The organism is Nostoc sp. C110 (assembly GCF_043099725.1).
GTDB lineage: Bacteria > Cyanobacteriota > Cyanobacteriia > Cyanobacteriales > Nostocaceae > Nostoc > Nostoc muscorum_A.
This window is the reverse complement of the sequence record NZ_CP171148.1, coordinates 4,570,163-4,589,215: the sequence shown is the minus strand read 5'-3', so window position 1 is coordinate 4,589,215 and position 19,053 is coordinate 4,570,163. Positions and strand designations below refer to the sequence as shown.

Annotated in this window: 15 protein-coding genes; 7 read left to right on the top strand and 8 right to left on the bottom strand. The window is 42.8% G+C overall.

Features of this window, described 5'->3' with window-relative positions:
• Positions 1-50 precede the first annotated feature (50 nt).
• Positions 51-1,190: a response regulator gene (locus ACFFRD_RS24965; RefSeq protein WP_392478141.1), complete on the top strand. Its 1,140-nt coding sequence runs from the start codon at positions 51-53 to the stop codon at positions 1,188-1,190.
• A gap of 194 nt (positions 1,191-1,384) precedes the next feature.
• The gene (locus ACFFRD_RS24960; RefSeq protein ID WP_392478139.1) at positions 1,385-2,767 is read left to right on the top strand and encodes an aldehyde dehydrogenase; all 1,383 of its coding nucleotides are present in this window, start codon (positions 1,385-1,387) and stop codon (positions 2,765-2,767) included.
• 75 nt (positions 2,768-2,842) lie between these two features.
• Here ACFFRD_RS24960 and ACFFRD_RS24955 read toward each other — a convergent pair whose 3' ends face one another.
• The 3 genes from ACFFRD_RS24955 to ACFFRD_RS24945 all read right to left on the bottom strand — a co-directional run bounded on the left by ACFFRD_RS24955 (position 2,843) and on the right by ACFFRD_RS24945 (position 4,547).
• Complete coding sequence (locus tag ACFFRD_RS24955; protein ID WP_114085538.1) at positions 2,843-3,448, bottom strand: sulfite oxidase-like oxidoreductase; 606 nt, start codon at positions 3,446-3,448, stop codon at positions 2,843-2,845.
• Between the two features lie 275 nt (positions 3,449-3,723).
• Positions 3,724-3,897 carry a 50S ribosomal protein L32 gene (gene rpmF / locus ACFFRD_RS24950; RefSeq protein ID WP_012407602.1) on the bottom strand — a complete coding sequence of 58 codons (174 nt, stop codon included), beginning with the start codon at positions 3,895-3,897 and terminating at the stop codon, positions 3,724-3,726.
• Between the two features lie 167 nt (positions 3,898-4,064).
• Entirely contained in the window at positions 4,065-4,547 is a 483-nt protein-coding gene (locus ACFFRD_RS24945; protein ID WP_114085539.1) for a hypothetical protein, read from the bottom strand.
• 200 nt (positions 4,548-4,747) lie between these two features.
• Here ACFFRD_RS24945 and ACFFRD_RS24940 point away from each other — a divergent pair, with 200 nt between their 5' ends.
• Entirely contained in the window at positions 4,748-6,649 is a 1,902-nt protein-coding gene (locus ACFFRD_RS24940; RefSeq protein WP_392478136.1) for a caspase domain-containing protein, read from the top strand.
• Between the two features lie 130 nt (positions 6,650-6,779).
• Here the strand turns inward: ACFFRD_RS24940 and ACFFRD_RS24935 are convergent, their stop codons facing one another.
• The 4 genes from ACFFRD_RS24935 to ACFFRD_RS24920 all read right to left on the bottom strand — a co-directional run bounded on the left by ACFFRD_RS24935 (position 6,780) and on the right by ACFFRD_RS24920 (position 12,010).
• Positions 6,780-7,157: a Mo-dependent nitrogenase C-terminal domain-containing protein gene (locus ACFFRD_RS24935; RefSeq protein WP_114085541.1), complete on the bottom strand. Its 378-nt coding sequence runs from the start codon at positions 7,155-7,157 to the stop codon at positions 6,780-6,782.
• Between the two features lie 754 nt (positions 7,158-7,911).
• Positions 7,912-9,681, bottom strand: coding sequence for a ribonuclease J (locus ACFFRD_RS24930; RefSeq protein ID WP_114085542.1), 1,770 nt, complete (start codon positions 9,679-9,681; stop codon positions 7,912-7,914).
• Between the two features lie 280 nt (positions 9,682-9,961).
• Complete coding sequence (gene dapA / locus ACFFRD_RS24925; protein ID WP_114085543.1) at positions 9,962-10,846, bottom strand: 4-hydroxy-tetrahydrodipicolinate synthase; 885 nt, start codon at positions 10,844-10,846, stop codon at positions 9,962-9,964.
• Between the two features lie 126 nt (positions 10,847-10,972).
• Positions 10,973-12,010: an aspartate-semialdehyde dehydrogenase gene (locus ACFFRD_RS24920; protein ID WP_392478130.1), complete on the bottom strand. Its 1,038-nt coding sequence runs from the start codon at positions 12,008-12,010 to the stop codon at positions 10,973-10,975.
• A gap of 884 nt (positions 12,011-12,894) precedes the next feature.
• Here ACFFRD_RS24920 and tig point away from each other — a divergent pair.
• From tig to ACFFRD_RS24900, 4 genes are all read left to right on the top strand, one after another.
• Positions 12,895-14,331 (top strand): trigger factor, encoded by a 1,437-nt coding sequence (gene tig / locus ACFFRD_RS24915; protein WP_392478128.1) that lies wholly within the window; start codon positions 12,895-12,897, stop codon positions 14,329-14,331.
• Between the two features lie 310 nt (positions 14,332-14,641).
• Positions 14,642-15,340, top strand: coding sequence for an ATP-dependent Clp endopeptidase proteolytic subunit ClpP (clpP, locus tag ACFFRD_RS24910; protein ID WP_114085546.1), 699 nt, complete (start codon positions 14,642-14,644; stop codon positions 15,338-15,340).
• A gap of 9 nt (positions 15,341-15,349) precedes the next feature.
• On the top strand, positions 15,350-16,690 hold the full coding sequence (clpX, locus tag ACFFRD_RS24905) for an ATP-dependent protease ATP-binding subunit ClpX (RefSeq protein ID WP_114085547.1): 1,341 nt from the start codon (positions 15,350-15,352) through the stop codon (positions 16,688-16,690).
• A 111-nt stretch (positions 16,691-16,801) separates the two neighbouring features.
• A complete protein-coding gene (locus tag ACFFRD_RS24900; RefSeq protein WP_392478126.1) occupies positions 16,802-17,722 on the top strand; it encodes an alpha/beta fold hydrolase in 921 nt (306 codons plus the stop codon).
• 14 nt (positions 17,723-17,736) lie between these two features.
• Here ACFFRD_RS24900 and ACFFRD_RS24895 read toward each other — a convergent pair whose 3' ends face one another.
• Complete coding sequence (locus ACFFRD_RS24895) at positions 17,737-18,933, bottom strand: FAD-dependent monooxygenase (RefSeq protein ID WP_392478124.1); 1,197 nt, start codon at positions 18,931-18,933, stop codon at positions 17,737-17,739.
• Between the last annotated feature and the right edge of the window lie 120 nt (positions 18,934-19,053).

Genomic DNA, 19,053 nt, shown 5'->3' with positions numbered 1-19,053 from the left:
ATAAACCAGTTTCCCTAAAAATTTGCTTTTATCCCGTACCCTGCATCTATATGACTTCACAATCTTCTCGTTCTGGCAAAATTCTGGTAGTTGATGACTCTCCTGATAACGTGTTTTTGATCAAAACTATTTTGGAGGAAGAAGGTTACACGATTAGTACCGCAGAAAATGGGATTTCGGCTTTAGCAGAATTGAAAGCTTCGCCTTGTGACTTGGTTCTGCTGGATCTGATGATGCCAGATATGGATGGGTACGAAGTTACTAAGCACATTCGGGGAGAGATGAAATTGCCACAATATATCCCTATCCTGCTAATCACTGCCCACGATGCACCCAACGTTGCTCACGGATTAGACTTGGGTGCTGATGATTTTATCCGTAAACCTGTAACTGTGGATGAATTGCTGGCACGAGTGCGATCGCTCCTACGTTTGAAGCATAGTATGGATGAACGTGATGAAATTGCCCGCCAGCGAGAAGATTTTGTCTCTCGTCTCACCCACGATTTACGCACTCCCTTAGTGGCGGCCGATCGCATGTTGATGCTATTTCAGCAAGGTGCATTGGGAACATTATCACCACAAATGCAGGAAGTAATCACCATTATGGCCCGTAGTAATATCAACCTGCTTACTATGGTCAATACCTTATTGGAAGTTTATCGCTTTGAAGCAGGTCGCAAAAGTTTGGCATTTCAACCAGTTAATCTGGGACGTTTGCTAGAAGAGGTGACTGGAGAATTAGCACCTCTAGCTCAAGCTAAAACACTGTCGTTAAATTTGGATTTTACTGAAGAGTCAAACACAGTTATGGGCGATCGCTTAGAATTGCATCGTCTATTTACAAACCTGATCGGCAATGCAATCAAATTTACCGACTCCGGGTCTGTGACTATTCGTTTTACTTCTCAACGACAGTTAGACAAAAGTAGTCAATCTCAGTTATCTGGAAAATCCAATCCCGTTGAATATATCAGCATTGCGATCGCAGATACTGGCCCAGGTATTCCCACCGAAGAACAGTCCACCATCTTTGAACGATTTCGTCAAGGTAGTCACAAGAGTTCTGGTAGTGGCTTAGGACTCTACCTTGCTCGTCGAATTGTCGAGGCACATCAAGGTATTATTTTGCTGAATTCTGAATTGGGGAAAGGTAGTGTATTTATTGTCCTTTTACCCGCCACAACATGAGAAAATTAGCAATTATAATTTATGAATTACGGAGTATTTTATCCTGATATTTCATAAATTATAACTTTACTAATATCTCCCCATAATTCCAAGTAAATATTTTAATTAGAAAGTCAAACGCTAAAAAATGACGAATTAAATATGCTGAGATAGCAACGCCACATTAAAAAAATAGTTTTTGAGGATACCAAAGAATGATTACCACTGAATTATCTAAGATTGGCGAGATTATCCAGAATCAGCGAGAGTTTTTTGAAACTGGTAAAACTAAAGATGTTACTTTTCGCATTGAACAACTTAAAAATCTCAAGCAAGCCATAATTGAGCATGAACAAGCAATAGTCGAGGCATTAAAAGCAGATTTACATAAACCAGAATTGGAGATTTACATTACAGAAATAGGTGTAATTAAGGAAATTGATTATGCTATAAAACATATCAATACCTGGACTAAGCCCAAAAAAGCACCAGTTTCCTTTGATTTTTTTTCCTACTCAGCAAAAATTTATCCAGAACCTTTAGGGGTTGTTTTAATCATTGGCCCTTGGAACTATCCATTTCAGTTAATTATCTCACCGTTAGTAGGTGCGATCGCAGCCGGGAATTGTGCAATTATCAAGCCTTCAGAAATTGCTTCTTATACCTCTGATGTCATTGCTAAGATTATTACCAAACATTTTGACCCAGCTTATATTGCAGTCGTAGAAGGAGATGTGGAAGCAAGTCAAAAACTACTTGCAGAAAAGTTCGATCATATCTTTTTTACTGGTGGCACAGCTATCGGCAAAATTATTATGGCAGCAGCAGCCAAATATCTCACACCAGTGACTTTAGAATTGGGTGGTAAAAGTCCTTGTATAGTAGATACTGATATTAATCTTGAACACACTGTCAGACGAATCACTTGGGGCAAATTTATTAATGCTGGACAAACTTGTATCGCCCCTGACTATCTTTTAGTTAATAAAAAAATCAAAAAAGATTTAATAGATGGGCTGAAAAAATGCCTAAAAGAGTTTTATGGTGATAATCCTGTCAGTAGTCCTGATTATGCCAGGATTATCAGTCAAAAACACTTTGATAGATTGGTGAATTTTCTCAAAGACGGTGAAGTTATCATCGGTGGAGAAAATCAATCTTCAGAGCGTTATATCGCTCCCACAGTGATTGATAATGTCTCTTCGGAAGATTCTGTAATGCAGGAAGAGATTTTTGGGCCAATTTTACCAATTATTGAATATACTGACGTTGCCGAAGCGATCGCGTTGATTAACTCTAGACCTAAACCTCTGGCATTATACTTATTTTCTCAAAACAAAAACCTGCAAAAGCGAGTTTTACAGGAAACTTCATCTGGTGGGGTCTGCATCAATGACACAGTGATGCAGGTTGGTGTCTCGTCTTTACCATTTGGTGGGGTAGGAGATAGCGGCATTGGCAACTATCACGGCAAAGCTAGTTTTGACACTTTTTCCCATAACAAAAGTGTATTGCAAAACTCTTTCTGGCTCGATTTAAAATGGCGATACGCTCCTTATGAGGGCAAATTGCCACTCATAAAGAAACTTTTGGGTTAAAAAAATTAGGAGTTAAGGATAAAAATCCACAACTCCTAATTATGCCAATTTTGGATTAAAGAAGAAATTTAAAATCTAAAATCCAAAAGCGTTGCTGTAACGCTCCTCAGCCCAAGGTTCACCACGGCGATGGTAGCCATTGCGCTCCCAAAAACCAAGTTCTTCACCAGCTAAAAACTCTAAACCATTAATCCACTTAGCACTTTTCCAAGCGTAGAGGTGGGGAACAACTAGCCGCATCGGGCCACCATGTTCAGATGGAAGGTCTTCACCAAAGACTTTAAAGGCAAAGAAGTTTTCTTCCCGGATGAAATCTTCTACAGAAATATTGGTAGTGTAGCCGCCATAGCAATGTTCCATAATGTGGGCTACTTTTGGATCTAGCTCAATCAGATCCATGAAATCTGTAACTTTAATGCCAGTCCATTTGACATCAAGCTTAGACCAGCGCGTTACGCAGTGGAAGTCTGCCGTAAATTCGTGTTGAGGTAGCGCCATAAAGTCTGACCAGCTAAAGGTAGCAGGTTTTGCCAAACCCCAAACTCGAAACTCCCATTCCTCAATGCTGACTTGAGGAGTTGCGCCGTAAGTTAGTACGGGGAAACCTTTAGCTAAGTGTTGACCAGGAGGAACCCGTTCCCCCTCTTCTTTCCCTGGTTTTTGAAAAAATTTTCCTAGCATAGTTGGAGAAAAATAAGTTTTCTCAAGGTGTTTACAAGCTTTCTTGCTGAATTGCCAACACTACCAGATGTTTTACTTTTATATGATTTGATTATCACTCATCAGTGATAGGTAATGGGTAATGGATGTTCCCAATTACTCACTACCAATTTTTCTCGAGCTAATGAGCTTGTGTAGAGTATTTATGATTCAAAATGCAATCAGGAAAGCTAATAAAAAGCGTTGATCCAGTAGTAAGAAGATTGGTGCTGTTTATGCTTTGCCTGACTGGGAAATTATGATTCTTCTTCCTCTTCTTCAGCCGTTGGATACACAAATGTAGAACGTCCAGTCAAAATTGACTTACCCAGAGAGAGGGCTTTCTGAGCTTCGACGACGGCTTTGTGCCTCCAGGTAGCTCGACGTTTATCTCGTTTTGATTTGGAAGTTTTCTTCTTAGGAACAGCCATGTCAGCAGATATCGTGATTCTTGACAACCTTCTTATTCTAGGCCATCCACTGACGCGAAGAACAACAGGTAAGTTGAATTGATAGGTTGAGATTGAAGTAGGACACGGAAATAGAGGGAATTATTTAAGTATTCCACTCTTTACGTCTCCGTGTCTAACTCAATCCTTCATTTTTTGCTTGATACACCGTTAGCTGCTGTAGAGCTATTGTCAAAGAAAAGTAGCGATCGCGCAGTTTTGAAGTAAGTAGCCCAGTTTTGGGCATCGGGACGCGATCGCCATTGGGGACGACTCACATCTAATGCCAGAACTGGTGCGATCGCTCCAAAATTTTGTACGGATACAATGATTGAAACATCTGTCACCAAGATATCTTGGTCGAAGCTCCTTTGGGCAGCTGCTCTAGCGGCCGCTTCCGCCCTCCGTAGAACGGTTTCATAGTTTTCTTCCGGCAGGCGGTCAATAGCTAGATCGACTCTTGCGGTGTAAGCTCGCACAACCTGGGGCGCGATCGCTTCCGTCAAAAACCACGCAGGAACAGTAGATATGAGCAAAATTAATAAAGGAACTATCCGGATTCTTCTGGCAATTTGGCTAATAACTGAAAAGGGAGTGATCGATGATGGTAGGTGAGCAGCAATCTTGCTCATGACCTTCTATCTCCTTAGTGATGATCTGTTATTGAAATTAGGTAAAAGGTATTTTCCGACTAACTAACGTAATAAAAATTACATTCTAACTTAAGATTCGATGAGAATCACCTAGACTATAAGACATAGGTTAGCTTTGTTTTTTTGGCAAAGCCAACCGCAATTTTAAGACCAGCAAACAATAACTGACAAAGAGCGGGATGGCAAATTACTGGGCGATCGCGATTGGCATCAATCACTATCAGTTATTTCAACCTTTAAGTTGTGCCCAAGCCGATGCTGAGGCACTAGAGGATTTTTTAGTGACAGAGGCAGGCTTTCTCCCCAAACATTGCCTGCTAATGACGGATACTTCGCCGCCAATTGGAGATCGATCAACTTATCCAACTAAAGAGAATATTCTGCTGCTGCTTGAGGATTTGGCAGCTACAAGTTGGCAACCGGAAGACTATCTGTGGTTATTCTTTAGCGGTTATGGAGTCAATTACAAGGGCAAAGATTACTTAATGCCAGCAGAGGGCAACCCCGAACTCGTGCAAGAGACTGGCATCGAATTGCGATCGCTAATGCAAAGTCTCCAACTTGCTGACTTGAATGTATTGCTACTACTCGATATCAACCGCGCTTTTGGCACTCAAGCGGATGCTCCTGTTGGTGAAGAAACAATAGAACTAGCCCAAGAACTACAACTAGCGACAATTCTTTCTTGTCAACCAGAACAATTTTCCCACGAAAGTAGCGAATTAGGTCACGGATTCTTTACAGCAGCTTTATTAGAAGCTTTGCGTTCTGGTAATGGCAGTAACCTGTCAGATTTAGAAAGTTACCTAAGTCTGGTCATGCCAAAATTATGTCACCACCACTGGCGGCCTGTCCAAAACCCTGCAACTATTATCCCATCAAGGGCGCAGATAATCTTGCCAGAATTGGCAATAGAAAATGGCTTTGAAGCAAATCCGGTGATTTATCCCGAAGAATCTTTTGCTGTTGCTCTTGCAGCCCCTCCCCTTGACGATTACCCCAGAACTTCAGCACAACGGGGTAGATGGGGAGAAGCTACTGTGAACTCTTCCCAGCAGGTGAAGGCTTATAAGGTTGAGAAGCCTAAAGGTCAACCAGTCCAGGAGTCAGCTACTAGCTTAGTTTCCCAGCCAATGGCGGAAACTTCTTTAGGAGCGAATCCCAAGGGAAGATTTATCCCCAATTCCTCCAAAGGCTACGTCTCTCGATTGCCATCAAATCAGCCAAGTCTCCCTTTTTGGAAACAGTTTATCTTGTGGGGCGGAGGCAGCTTGCTAGTAGCAGGTTTAATTGCTGTAGTTTTTCTTCGCAATCAAGAAACTTTTAGAATTAAGCAAATATCAACTGCATCGCCTAATGCTACAGCTAGCGATCGCCAGGTGATTGAGAATTTACCAAGCGATGTCTCCGACGGGCCACGCCTACGCACTTCGGTAGTTAGACTTAACAACCAATCTAGCGCCCAAATCATCTCTAGTTCCGAGTCGAAAAAGCGGAATCAAGCAGTATTAGACTTGGCGAAAATGTCGCTCAGACAAACTCAGGCTAGTGATTTGAGTATGGCGATCGCTACAGCCCGGAAAATTAAACCTGGTGAACCACTGTACGAACAAGCGCAAGAGAATATTAAGATTTGGAGCCGAATGATTTTAGATTTAGCAGAGGGTCGTGCTAAACAGAGACAATATGCTAGCGCTATTGCCGCCGCTCGATTAATTACTAAAGATGAAGCCCCCTACGCCAAAGCACAAGCAGCAATTAACCTGTGGCGGCTAGAGGGTAAGCAGTATGTGAGTAACAAAACTCTTTTAGATGCAGCTAATGCCTTAATTAAGTCTGGACAGGCATCTACCTACAATCGGGCGATCGAAGTTGCCAAAAAAGTACCAGCAGGTCAACCAGGCTTTGATAGTGCCCAAAAGTCGATCAATAAATGGAGTGAGAAAATTTTAGACCTGGCCAAGCGTCGCGCTGCCGAAGGAGATCGTAGTGCTGCAATTGCGACCGCTGCGTTAGTCCCAGAGGAAACAGCCGCTTATGAAGATGCTCAGGATGCCATTCAAAAATGGCAAAAGAAATAGTAAAAAAATAATAAAAAATGGTTAGGAGTTAGGAATTAGGAGTTATATTATTGATCCCCGACCTCTTACTCCTGACTCCGACCTCTTACTCCTGACTCCTAACTTTTTCCTCAGCGCTCATATCTCAGTATTAGCAGTACTGCGATACATCTTCGCCACACTCGTCGGCTAGATAGCACAACGCTCGGAAACGTAAACCAACCACTTCTTCATATAAGGGGTTGAGCTTGCACATGGGTGGGATGTGAAACAAGGTCTTCCCAAATACTTTGACATCGCGCTCAAAGGGGCATTGAGATGGGATCAGTTTGCACAAACGATGTGCTAATTGGCGATCGCGGACTTGAATGTTTTCCACTCGTTGCCGTAGGGGTTGGAGAATATCCCAGTAAGGCTTGGAAGGAGAATGGTTAAGCTGGCTTACTTTATGGTCAGTAGTCTCTGCTTGATTGATTGACACCCAGCTCGCCAGAAAAATCTTTTTCGTGGTATTGTCGAATACCTTCATGGTTAATCCTCTGTGTTATTGAGGTTATTCACCTTTTTGATGAATATATACAACGTGGCAACGAACTTTCCCGGAAAAATCGCGTTCTGACTGCGATATAATGTAATACCTGATTAGCCACTTAAGTCAGAACCTAATTTATTACTACGTCAAGTTAATCGCAAATTTCTGGGGATCGGTAGTGTAATATTACGATCTTGTTCATAACTTGACACAGTTTAAATTCTAATAAAGACATCCATCATTGGATAGGTTTTAGTGTAACATTTACAGAACTTAATATAAGGTCTTTCTAAAAGAATTTTTGCTAAGTATAAACATCAGTAATACCCTAGAAGGCATTTTTCCTCTCTGTGTTCCCACTTTCTCACGTAAGTGTGTCGTATCCATAGCTGGCTGAATGCCTTAAAAGTAGGATTTTTGAGCGAGTAGAATCGATTGCATTTCACAAAACTTACGTTGCCAGTGGCAATTTGAGAATCATACAGTCTAACGCATTAAAATCAGGTGAACTTGCTTATGGGTGTTTTTGTACTCTACAGCGCAATCCATGCTGGCAGTACGCTGTACGCACGCCTTCAGTGACAGCAACCTAACAAGTTAGATCGAAGAACTATAGGCAAGCTCTATACCCATGAGAAAAGAAAGCGCAAAGACGTTCAGAAAAATTCTGTGTCTTTGCGCCCATCGAAGTTTAAGCGGTGAAAGCCACTGCTCAAACTTCTCTCTGTATGAGATTTTTACCTTAAATTCTCTATGATGCTACCTGAGCAGCAGTCCGAGTCCGCCGTCTTCTGCCATCGGCAACTTTTACAGGTGGCTCATCAGGGATTTGCATCAACAAAGTCACAGATGGCTGACATTGCAATTCTCGACGGATGGAACGTTGCAATTCTCGTTCTAAAGTTCCTTGCAATCCGCCCCAGTCTATATCTGCTGCTTCACCGCCAGGAGCAAATTCTGTCCAGCGCACAGTGAGGATTTCTTCAATGCGTTGTTTTACCCAGGTTTGTAGCAGCGATCGCTCTACAGTTGTAACTACACCCCGCAGGTGAGTTTCTGGTTTCGCCAACAGTTTACCATTCCAATCAATTGCAGCTGCGATCGTGATAATGCCTTCTGAAGCCATACGTTGCCGTTCTTGTAAAACTTTGGCGCTTACCATACCTGAACTGGTAGTATCCACCAATTCGATACCAGATGGCACTTTACCAGCAACGCGAATAGCATCTTCAGTCAGTTCGACAATATCACCATTCTGAATGATAATCATGTTTTCTGCGGGAATACCCATACTCTGAGCCGTTTCTGCGTGCTTCACTAGCATCCGATGTTCGCCGTGAAATGGCACAAAGAACTTGGGTCGAGTTAAGGCAATCATCAGCTTTTGCTCTTCCTGACAGCCGTGACCGGAGACGTGAATCCCTTTATCCCGACCGTAGACCACTTTTGCACCCTGAATCATCAATTTATCAATGGTGTTGACTACTGCGATCGTATTTCCGGGAATGGGGTTAGCAGAGAATACTACTGTATCTCCTTGGCGGATTTTGATGTGAGGATGTTCTTTGTTGGCAATGCGGGTCATTGCTGCCATCGTTTCACCCTGAGAACCTGTAGTTAAGACTAAAACTTTTTCGTCAGGGAGATTACGAACTGCGTGCAATGGTTGCAGCAAATTATCTTCACACTTGATGTAACCTAAATTGCGGGCATGAGCAATCAAGTTCAGCATAGAACGCCCTACAACCGTTACTACACGGTTCTGCTTCTTGGCGATATCCAAAATCATATTGATGCGATGCACGCTAGAAGCAAAGGTCGTGACGAATAATCGCCCAGTGGCTTGACTAAATACTCTCTCCAGGTTTGGATAAACCGAACGTTCTGAAGGTGTAAATCCTGGTATCTCAGCGTTAGTGGAATCACTTAGCAGGCAAAGAACGCCTTTTTCACCATGTTCTGCTAGTCGTTGCAAATCAAACTTTTCACCATCTACTGGGGTATGGTCAATTTTGAAATCCCCTGTGTGAATGACTACACCAAGGGGAGTATGAATGGCAACAGTGAAACTATCAGCGATGGAGTGGGTGTTACGGATATATTCCACTAAAAAGTTTTTGCCAATCCGCACTACATCACGTGGTAAAACTGTTCTGATTTCTGTGCGATCGCGGACTCCTGCTTCTTCCAATTTACCCTCTAGCATCGCCATTGCTAGCCTAGGCCCATAAATCACAGGGATATCAAACTGCTTGAGATGGAAAGCAATCCCACCGATATGGTCTTCATGACCGTGAGTAACGATCATCCCCTTAATTTTGTGGCGATTTTCCCGTAGATAGGTCGTATCTGGCAAAACAATATTTACTCCATGCATCGCCTCTGTGGGAAAAGCCAATCCTGCATCTAACAGGATAATTTCATCGTCATACTCAAAAAGACAGGTATTTTTCCCAATTTCGTGCAAACCGCCCAAAGGAATAATTTTCAAGGCGGAATTATTAGCTTCGTTTTTAGCCATTTTCTCCTTAGATTGTTACTTGTAGTTAATTAAGTTGATAGTTAACTTTCCTTGTATTTAAGACAACATCATCTGTCTCTTAAGTCATTCTGAAAGCAATCAAGTTTTAATTGAAATTTTCAATTTTTTATTCAATAAAATCGACTGTACACTTAAGGATTCATAGTATATCTATCAGTCCTAGCACAGGTTTTTAAATTGCAACTTATGAACAATTATGGTCATTGTTTATATCTATCTTTAGAAAGCAGCAGACTACCAATGTTTAACTAGATGGTGGCTAGATTAAACTAAGTTCTTTCAGAACCGCTTCTAACTTTTGACTTACTTCTAAATCAGCTTCACATAGCGGTGGACGAGTTGAACCAACCTCCCAACCTTGGAGTTTCAGCGCTTTTTTCACTGGAATAGGATTTGAAGTGAGAAATAAAGCTTTAAACAACGGGAAGAGTTGCAGATGAATCTCGCTTGCTACCTCAATTTTTCCCGCACTAAAAGCTTGGATCATCTGCTGTAGTTGGTTTCCTACCAGATGAGAAGCCACACTTACCACACCCTTTGCCCCGATCGCTAACAAAGGCAAAGTCATGTAATCATCACCAGAATAGATGTGGAATTCTTTTGGTGTCAAGCGACGAATTTCGCTTGCCTGGTCTATGCTACCAGTGGATTCTTTAATCCCGACAATATTGCTAACCTCAGCTAACCGGGCAACTGTTTCTGGCTGAAGGTTTTGTCCGGTACGACCTGGGACATTGTATAACAACAATGGTAAGTCGGGACAGGCTTGTGCTATTGCCTGAAAGTGCGCTTCCAATCCCGCTTGCGGCGGTTTGTTGTAATAAGGAACAACTTGTAAGGAACCATGTACTCCTATCTTAGACGCTTTTTGGGTGGCAGCGATCGCTTCTTTCGTGGAATTTGAACCACAACCTGCGATCACCTTGGCTTTTCCTGCCACGGACTGCAATACCTCGACAAACAACTGGTATTCCTCATCCCAACTCAAGGTAGGGGATTCTCCTGTTGTGCCACACATCACCAATGTATCTGTACCGTTGTTAGCTAGATGCACTGCCAGTTCTGCCGCTACACCATAATCTACACTACCGTCTGCTTTAAACGGTGTAATCATAGCGGTTAAAACATTACCAAAATCTCCCACCCTGTTTTCACTCCTGATTGCCCATGTTTTTGTATCTTGGTGGTTTCCTATTGTAATAACCTATCTGCAAATTGCTTTCAAGTGTCATTTGTCATTTGTCCTTTGTCACTTACCAATGACCAATGACTAATGACTAATAGCTAATGGTTTGAGTAGATTTTTTTCTACCAGTAACTCGGCGATTTGTATTGCATTCAATGCTGCGCCTTTGCGGATTTGGTCGCCGCACAACCATAATTCCAAGCCACAAGGATGAGAAATGTCCTGACGGATTCTTCCCACTAAAACTTCATCTCTACCTGTTGCTTCAATTGGCATCGGAAAATGATTAGTTTCCCAATCTTCTACCAATTTCACTCCAGGGGAGGAATTTAAAATTTCTCTGGCTTCCTCAGCACTAAAGGGAGTCTCAAATTCTAAATTAATGGCTTCTGAATGGGCGCGGAGTACGGGAACCCGTATACAGGTCGCAGTGATTCTGATTTGCTGCGTGCCAAATATTTTTCGGGTTTCGTTGACCATTTTCATCTCTTCCTCACAATAACCCAAATCATTTAATGGTGAGTTGTGGGGAAATAAATTAAATGCCAATGGGTAAGGCAATACCTCAGCAACTGGCGGCTGTCCTTGTAGTATAGCGCTTGTTTGGGCTTTGACTTCTGCCATTGCCCTAGCCCCTGCGCCACTAGCAGATTGGTAGGTTGAAGCCACGATACGTTGCACTGGTTTAACTTTATGCAATGGCCATACTGCCACAGTCATCAAAATCGTTGTGCAGTTGGGGTTAGCAATAATGCCTTGGTGATTGGCTGCGGCTTGTGGATTAACTTCTGGCACTATTAGAGGAACTTCTGGGTTCATCCGAAAGGCACTGGAGTTGTCAATTACCACTGCACCCTTTGCCACGGCAACTGCTGCCCAAGCCTTAGATGTGGAACCACCCGCGCTAGCTAGTACTATATCGACATTTTCAAAGGCGCGATCGCTCACTGGCTCTACTGGGATATTTTCCCCTTTAAACCGTAGCGATCGCCCAGCACTCCGCTCTGATGCCAATAACTTCAAGTCAGCAATCGGAAAATTACGGCTTTCTAATAATTCCAGCAACTCTGTGCCAACTGCACCAGTAGCTCCCAAAATAGCTAAACGATAGGATTTCGACAAACTTGCTTCCTCCTTTAAGAGACTTATCTGCAATTTTTTGGAACAATTGACAATTTATTTATATTTAAATAGCGATCGCAGTCTTGAAATTAATTTTGAATAGATTGAGATTTTCTCTAATTTAGTCTATCTTTAGTAGATTTAATAAATTTATTTACGTAGGTTATTTAATAAGTTAAGTGATGTTGCATTTGACAACAACCGCCATCCAACTTTATTCATTTATCTAAACTATATTATATTATTGTACAACAAAGCGCCATCTAGCAGAAAAATACATATATCTGCACTTAGACATTTGACCTGTAAGGTGAATAAACGTCTTGGCTGTAAAGTGAGTTGCCAGCACGATGAATGTACTATGATGCAAATGGTATAAAATTCGCAACCGATAAAATCGAGCTATGCGGCTAGGCAGCCTGTTTAATCCTGTACCAAAATATAGCTAGACTCAATGCTATAACTTTGAAGTAATAAACTACTGACTGAAAATCAGAATATCACGGTCTTAGCCCACCGAATAATGAATTCTTGACTTTCCAGTGCTAAATTCAGACTAACTGAAAATTACGGACTGGGGAATAAGGATAAAAATCTTCCCAATCCGCAATGATTCAGCGCTTATTACAAATATTAGGCAAGAAACCCCAGACGTTCTTAGCCCTGGGAGTGTCAATAATTGTTATGACGGTAAATTGTCAAGTCCTTGGCCATTGGCAGTAAACTGGATCTCTGTGCCAAGACACACAATCCATCCTTGGATGTCATAAAGCCTTGTGACAAACTCCCCCTCCTCCCTAAGAGACATCAAGCCATAAACGCGAAAAATTATTGCGTCTTGTGTGTACTCGGAGATTAAAATACCAGAAAACTAGAGACGAAGCATGAAAGTTACCCAGGAAAAACTTCCCGCCAGCCAAATTGGCCTGGAAATAGAGATTACGCCGGAAATTACCAAGCAAACTTACGAACAGGTCATTAAAAACTTAGCGAGTACTGCCAATATTCCTGGGTTTCGTAAAGGCAAGGTACCTCGGCCGATATTACTACAAAGGCTGGGTACAACTCGTATCAAGGCAGCAGCGCTGGAAGAACTAATTCAAGACGGCATTGAGCAAGCAGTTAAACAAGAAGCTATCCCGGCAATCGGTCAGCCGCAATTGCGCTCCTCATTTGAGGATTTGATTAATAATTATGAACCTGGAAAACCTCTGACGATTTCGGCCGCTGTCGATGTAGAACCAGAAGTAAATATAGTGCAGTACACTGATTTGCTTTTCCAAGCCGAAGAAGTCAAGTACGATCCAGAACGAGTGGATAGTACCCTTGAGAAGGAACGTCAAGAATTAGCGACATTAATTCCTGTGGAAGGACGTTCAGCCCAAATCGGTGATATTGCCGTAGTCGATTTTAAAGGCTCATTTGCTAAAGCCGAGGGTGAAGACGAAACAGCCGAACTAGAACCTATTCCGGGAGCCGAAGCAACTGATTTTCAAGTTGAATTGCAGGAAGATAAGTTTATCCCAGGCTTTATATCGGGAATAGTAGGGATGAATCCTGAAGAAACTAGAGAAATCGCGGCTCAGTTCCCAGATCCTTATGCTAATGAGGATTTAGCTGGAAAAGCAGCAACTTTCACAGTGACGCTCAAAGAACTGAAGGAAAAGGAACTACCAGAAATAAATGACGATTTCGCCCAGGAAATCAGCGATTTTGAAACCTTAGAGGAGTTACGCGCTTCTTTGGTAGAGCGATATCAAAAAGAGGCGGATGACAAAACAAAAACAAATAAGCAGGAAGCCTTGTTAACGGAACTGCTTAAGCACGTAGAAGTTGACTTACCACTAACCTTGGTTGAACAAGAAGTGGATGCAATGCTAACGCAAACAGCAATGCGCCTGTCTCAGCAGGGATTAGATGTGAGGAAGTTGTTTACTCAAGATATTATTCCTCAATTGCGGGAGCGATCGCGTACTGAGGCCATCGAACGCATCAAACGTTCTTTGTCCTTGCGGGAAGTCGGTAAACGCGAATCTATTGAGGTAACACCAGAAGAAATTGCAGCCAGAGTCAAAGAACTTTTGGAACAGTACCCAGAAGAAAAAGAGGTTGATGAAGATAGACTGCGCTCCATCGTGGAAAACGAACTATTAACCGAAAAAACCATCGATTGGCTCTTAGAACATTCCTCAGTTGAACTTGTACCCGAAGGCTCCTTGAGTCCCTCTGAGGAAACGGAAGCCGCAGAATCTGATGCTGATGTATCTCAGACAGAGGAAGAAATCAGCGAACCTTCTACAACAGAAGTCACAGAAGGATAATAAAAAATCCCAAAGCCATAAGTTCACCAGTCCTGAGTTAAAGTACTGGTGAAATGGGTAAGGTAAGGGAGCAGGGACAAAAATAACCAATCCTCAATACCCACTGAGATAAAGTCAAAATAATTTAAAGAATTAATGAATTTTTGGCAAATTGTGACACATGTTATGGACTGAGCTTGATACTGTGTTACACGAGAGGAAGTTATATGAGGCATAATGGTTAACACGTAGCTATAAAAATTCCATTCGTCGAAAAGGCAGCATTTGCTGCTGAAACATCTGTCCTAAATTATCGTCACAGAAAGCCTGTATGTTTGTATCGCAGTCGGGAAACTACCCCATCAGCAACCAAAGTCGAATAAACATTAACTCCCAGTTGAACAGCCCTAGCAACATCGTGCCGATGGTGGTAGAACAGTCTGGCATGGGGGAAAGGGCTTTCGACATCTACTCCCGCCTGCTGCGAGAGCGGATTATCTTTTTGGGAACGCCAATAGACGATGCCGTAGCCAACTCAATTGTGGCTCAATTGTTATTCCTAGATTCCGAAGACTCAGAGAAAGACATTCAAATGTATGTTAATTCTCCTGGTGGCTCGGTCTACGCAGGGATGGCAATCTATGATACAATACAGCAAATTCGCCCTGATGTTGTTACCATCTGTTTTGGATTAGCCGCGAGTATGGGGGCATTTTTGTTAACAGCAGGGGCTGCCGGTAAGCGAATGTCTCTGCCTGACTCCCGGATTATGATTCACCAACCACTTGGTGGCGCTCAAGGTCAAGCTATTGACATTGAAATTCAAGCCAGAGAAATTCTTTACGTTAAGGCTAAGTTGAATCAGTTAATGGCTCATCATACTGGTCAACCCTTAGAAAGAATTGAAGCAGATACTGAGCGCGACTTTTTCATGTCGGCAGAAGAGGCGAAAAACTACGGTTTGATTGATCAGGTCATTTCCAGGCAAAATCTTCCCACAGCAGGGGAAAACGTCACCATTCTGAAATAAGAGGCTGGTATGTCTAAGTACGACTCCCATTTAAAATGTTCGTTTTGCGGCAAGTCTCAGGAGCAGGTGCGTAAATTAATCGCAGGGCCGGGAGTCTACATCTGCGATGAATGCGTTGACTTGTGTAATGAAATACTAGACGAAGAGTTACTCGATACCAATGGTGCGGCAGCACAACCCGCACCGAGAGCAGAACCACCTCAAAAACGGCGTACTCAATCTTCTAGTATTTCGTTTAATCAAATACCCAAGCCAAGAGAGATTAAAAAGTATCTAGACGAACACGTTATTGGTCAAGACGAAGCCAAGAAAGTCCTGTCAGTAGCCGTTTACAATCACTACAAGCGGTTGGCAGTCATTCAGTCTAAAGCCAGTGGCAAAGGTGGGGCGGATGATGCTGTAGAACTGCAAAAGTCCAACATTTTGTTAATCGGCCCAACTGGTTGCGGCAAAACTCTCTTAGCGCAAACCTTAGCGAAAATCCTGGATGTACCTTTTGCCGTCGCCGATGCTACGACGCTGACGGAAGCAGGTTATGTGGGAGAAGATGTGGAAAATATCTTGCTGCGACTGTTGCAAGTGGCAGATTTGGATATAGAGGAAGCGCAACGAGGAATTATCTACATTGATGAAATTGACAAAATTGCTCGTAAGAGTGAGAACCCGTCAATTACCCGCGACGTTTCTGGCGAAGGCGTGCAGCAAGCCTTGTTGAAAATGTTAGAGGGAACGATCGCCAATGTACCACCCCAAGGAGGGCGCAAGCATCCCTATCAAGACTGTATCCAGATTGATACAAGTAATATTTTGTTTGTCTGTGGTGGTGCTTTCGTAGGCTTAGAAAAGGTTGTAGATCAGAGAGTTGGCAAAAAAGCAATAGGCTTTGTGCAACCTGGAGAAGGCCAAACGAAAGAAAAGCGGGCAGCAGATACTCTCCGCCATCTAGCGCCGGACGATCTAGTAAAATTTGGCATGATTCCAGAATTTATTGGACGCGTGCCAATGGTAGCAGTAGTAGATCCGCTAGATGAAGAAGCGCTAATGGCGATTCTCACCCAGCCACGCAGCGCCTTAGTGAAGCAGTACCAAAAACTGCTGAAGATGGATAATGTCCAGTTAGATTTTAAACCAGATGCTTTACGAGCGATCGCTCAAGAAGCCTACCGCCGTAAAACTGGTGCAAGAGCGCTACGGGGCATTGTCGAAGAACTTATGCTGGATGTAATGTACGAGTTACCATCCCGTAAGGATGTGACACGCTGTACAGTAACACGGGAGATGGTCGAGAAGCGATCGACTGCCGAACTGATAATCCATCCATCTTCATTACCGAAACCAGAGTCAGCCTAATAGTCATTAGTAATTAGTCATTAGTCATTGGTTATTAGTCAAAAACTAAAGACTAATAACCATGTAATAAGGGAAAATGACTAATGACAACTGACAAAGGACTAATGACTAATGCCTTATATTAAAGTTCGTGGCGTTGACCATTACTATGAATGGGTGAAAAAACAATCTGGTTCTTTGGTAAAACCAGTAATGGTTTTTATGCACGGTTGGGCTGGTTCGGCTAGGTATTGGCAAAATACCGCTAATGCTTTATCAGAGCAATTTGATTGTTTACTCTACGATATGCGGGGATTTGGCCGTTCTGGTGGTAAGCCAACCATAGCTCAAGCAAGTGAAGCTGTTGCTGACTCTAAGTCCCCGCAGGAAGAATCAGAGGCAATCAGAGAGTTAAGTTATGAATTAGAAGAATACGCTGATGATTTGGCAGCTTTGTTAGATGGGCTGCATCTTCAGCGTGTCTATATCAATGCTCACTCGATGGGCGCGTCTGTTGCTACTTTATTTTTTAACCGCTACCCCCAACGAGTAGAACGAGGAATTTTAACCTGTAGCGGCATTTTTGAGTACGACGAAAAATCTTTTAGTGCCTTTCATAAATTCGGTGGCTATGTGGTGAAATTCCGTCCCAAGTGGTTGAGCAAAATTCCATTTGTTGACCGGATGTTTATGGCGAGATTTTTATATAGTTCAATACCACATTCTGAACGCCAAGCTTTTTTACAAGATTTTCTTGAAGCAGATTACGATGCAGCTTTGGGTACAATTTTTACTTCCGTTAGTAAAGCTCAATCTGAAGTGATGCCGCTTGAGTTTGCCAAGCTGACAGTACCGACTCTGCTCGTGGCGGGAGAGTATGACAAAATTATCCCAGCCGAGATGGGGCGTAAAGCAGCTGGACTGAATGACAAAGTTAAGTTTGTGATGATTCCTAACACAGCACATTTCCCAATGTTGGAAGATGCTCCAACTTATATGCAAGTGGTGCAAGAATTTTTGCAAATTAATATTCCACAGCCACAAGTTAAATAACTTCTGGCGGTTTTTTACACAGTTAAATGAACTTGTGTGATACCTTGACGCATTTTATATTGTCGTTTTAACCAAGACTTTTTAATTATTTTACGGAGCAAGGGAGCGAGTTGACTCAACAGCGATCGCAACAGTGCATTTTTTCGCAGTAGTTCGCCTTGTTTAGCTTCCTGTAACTGGAGTTGCTGGGCGCGGATAATTTCTGGCTCACGTTCTGCTTGGATGTGCGATAGTGCCATATCAATGTCCTGGTGTTCTGCTTCTTTGTGCAACAACGGCACAAGGTGATTAGCAGCGACAATCACATCACGCAATGCTAAATTAATTCCTTGAGCGCGGACAGGAGACATTGGGTGTGCCGCGTCACCCAAAAGCAATACCCCTGGTGCGTGCCATTGTGGACAATAACCAACTACAACAGAAAGCCGAATCGGGGATTCAATGGTGTCTGCATGATTACGGAAATGTTCTGCTAGCCATGAGGGTGATAATGAAGCAAAAGTCTCTGCCCAGTTAGCTTGCTTGAAGTCAGTGTTTTCGGTTGCGGACATCACCCAAGCTAGATGCAGTTTTCCTGCTTCTGCTCCGTGAAAGATGGTAAATACGCGATCGCCATTTACAATAGTACGAAAAACATTATCGGCTGCAAATTCAGGGCTGGCGGCAAGTTTAAACCAGAGAATATCAATATTTTTGGGCTGGCGTACCAATTCCAATCCTATACGTTGTCGTACAAGAGAATTTCGACCATCTGCCCCAATCACTAGGTCAGCAGTAAGTTCTCTGCCATCGCTCAATACTACACCTGCGACACGTTGATTACTCCAACGTAAATCTTTGACTGGAACACCCTGGATAAATTCAAACCCATCATTGGTTTGAGCTTCCGAAATCAGTGCTTTGAGTAGCGGTGGTTGTGAAACCAGTGTACAGGGTCGGGTTGCCCCCATTGGTTCTTCGACTCGAAACAATTGCTTGTCCCCCACAATGAATTCCCATGCGTCGAGTTGTCGGTGGGGAATATGCTCTAACAATGGCGATAGACCCATTTGCTCTAGTGCATCTAATCCACTGGGCATTAATCCTTCGCCGCGAAAAACACGATGAAAGTCTTTTGCTGCTTCAATTAAGGTTACAGCAATACCACGTTGTGTAAGGAGCAGGGCAAGGGTTACACCTGTTGGGCCTGCGCCTACAATCACAATCTGCACTACCTTAGCCCTCCTGTATTGGTTGTTCTCAAAGGTGTTCTGCACTAGTTCCAGAATAACGAACCACAGAGGCGCAGAGAACACAGAGAAATGAGAGTTTGAGAGTATTTTACGTAAGTC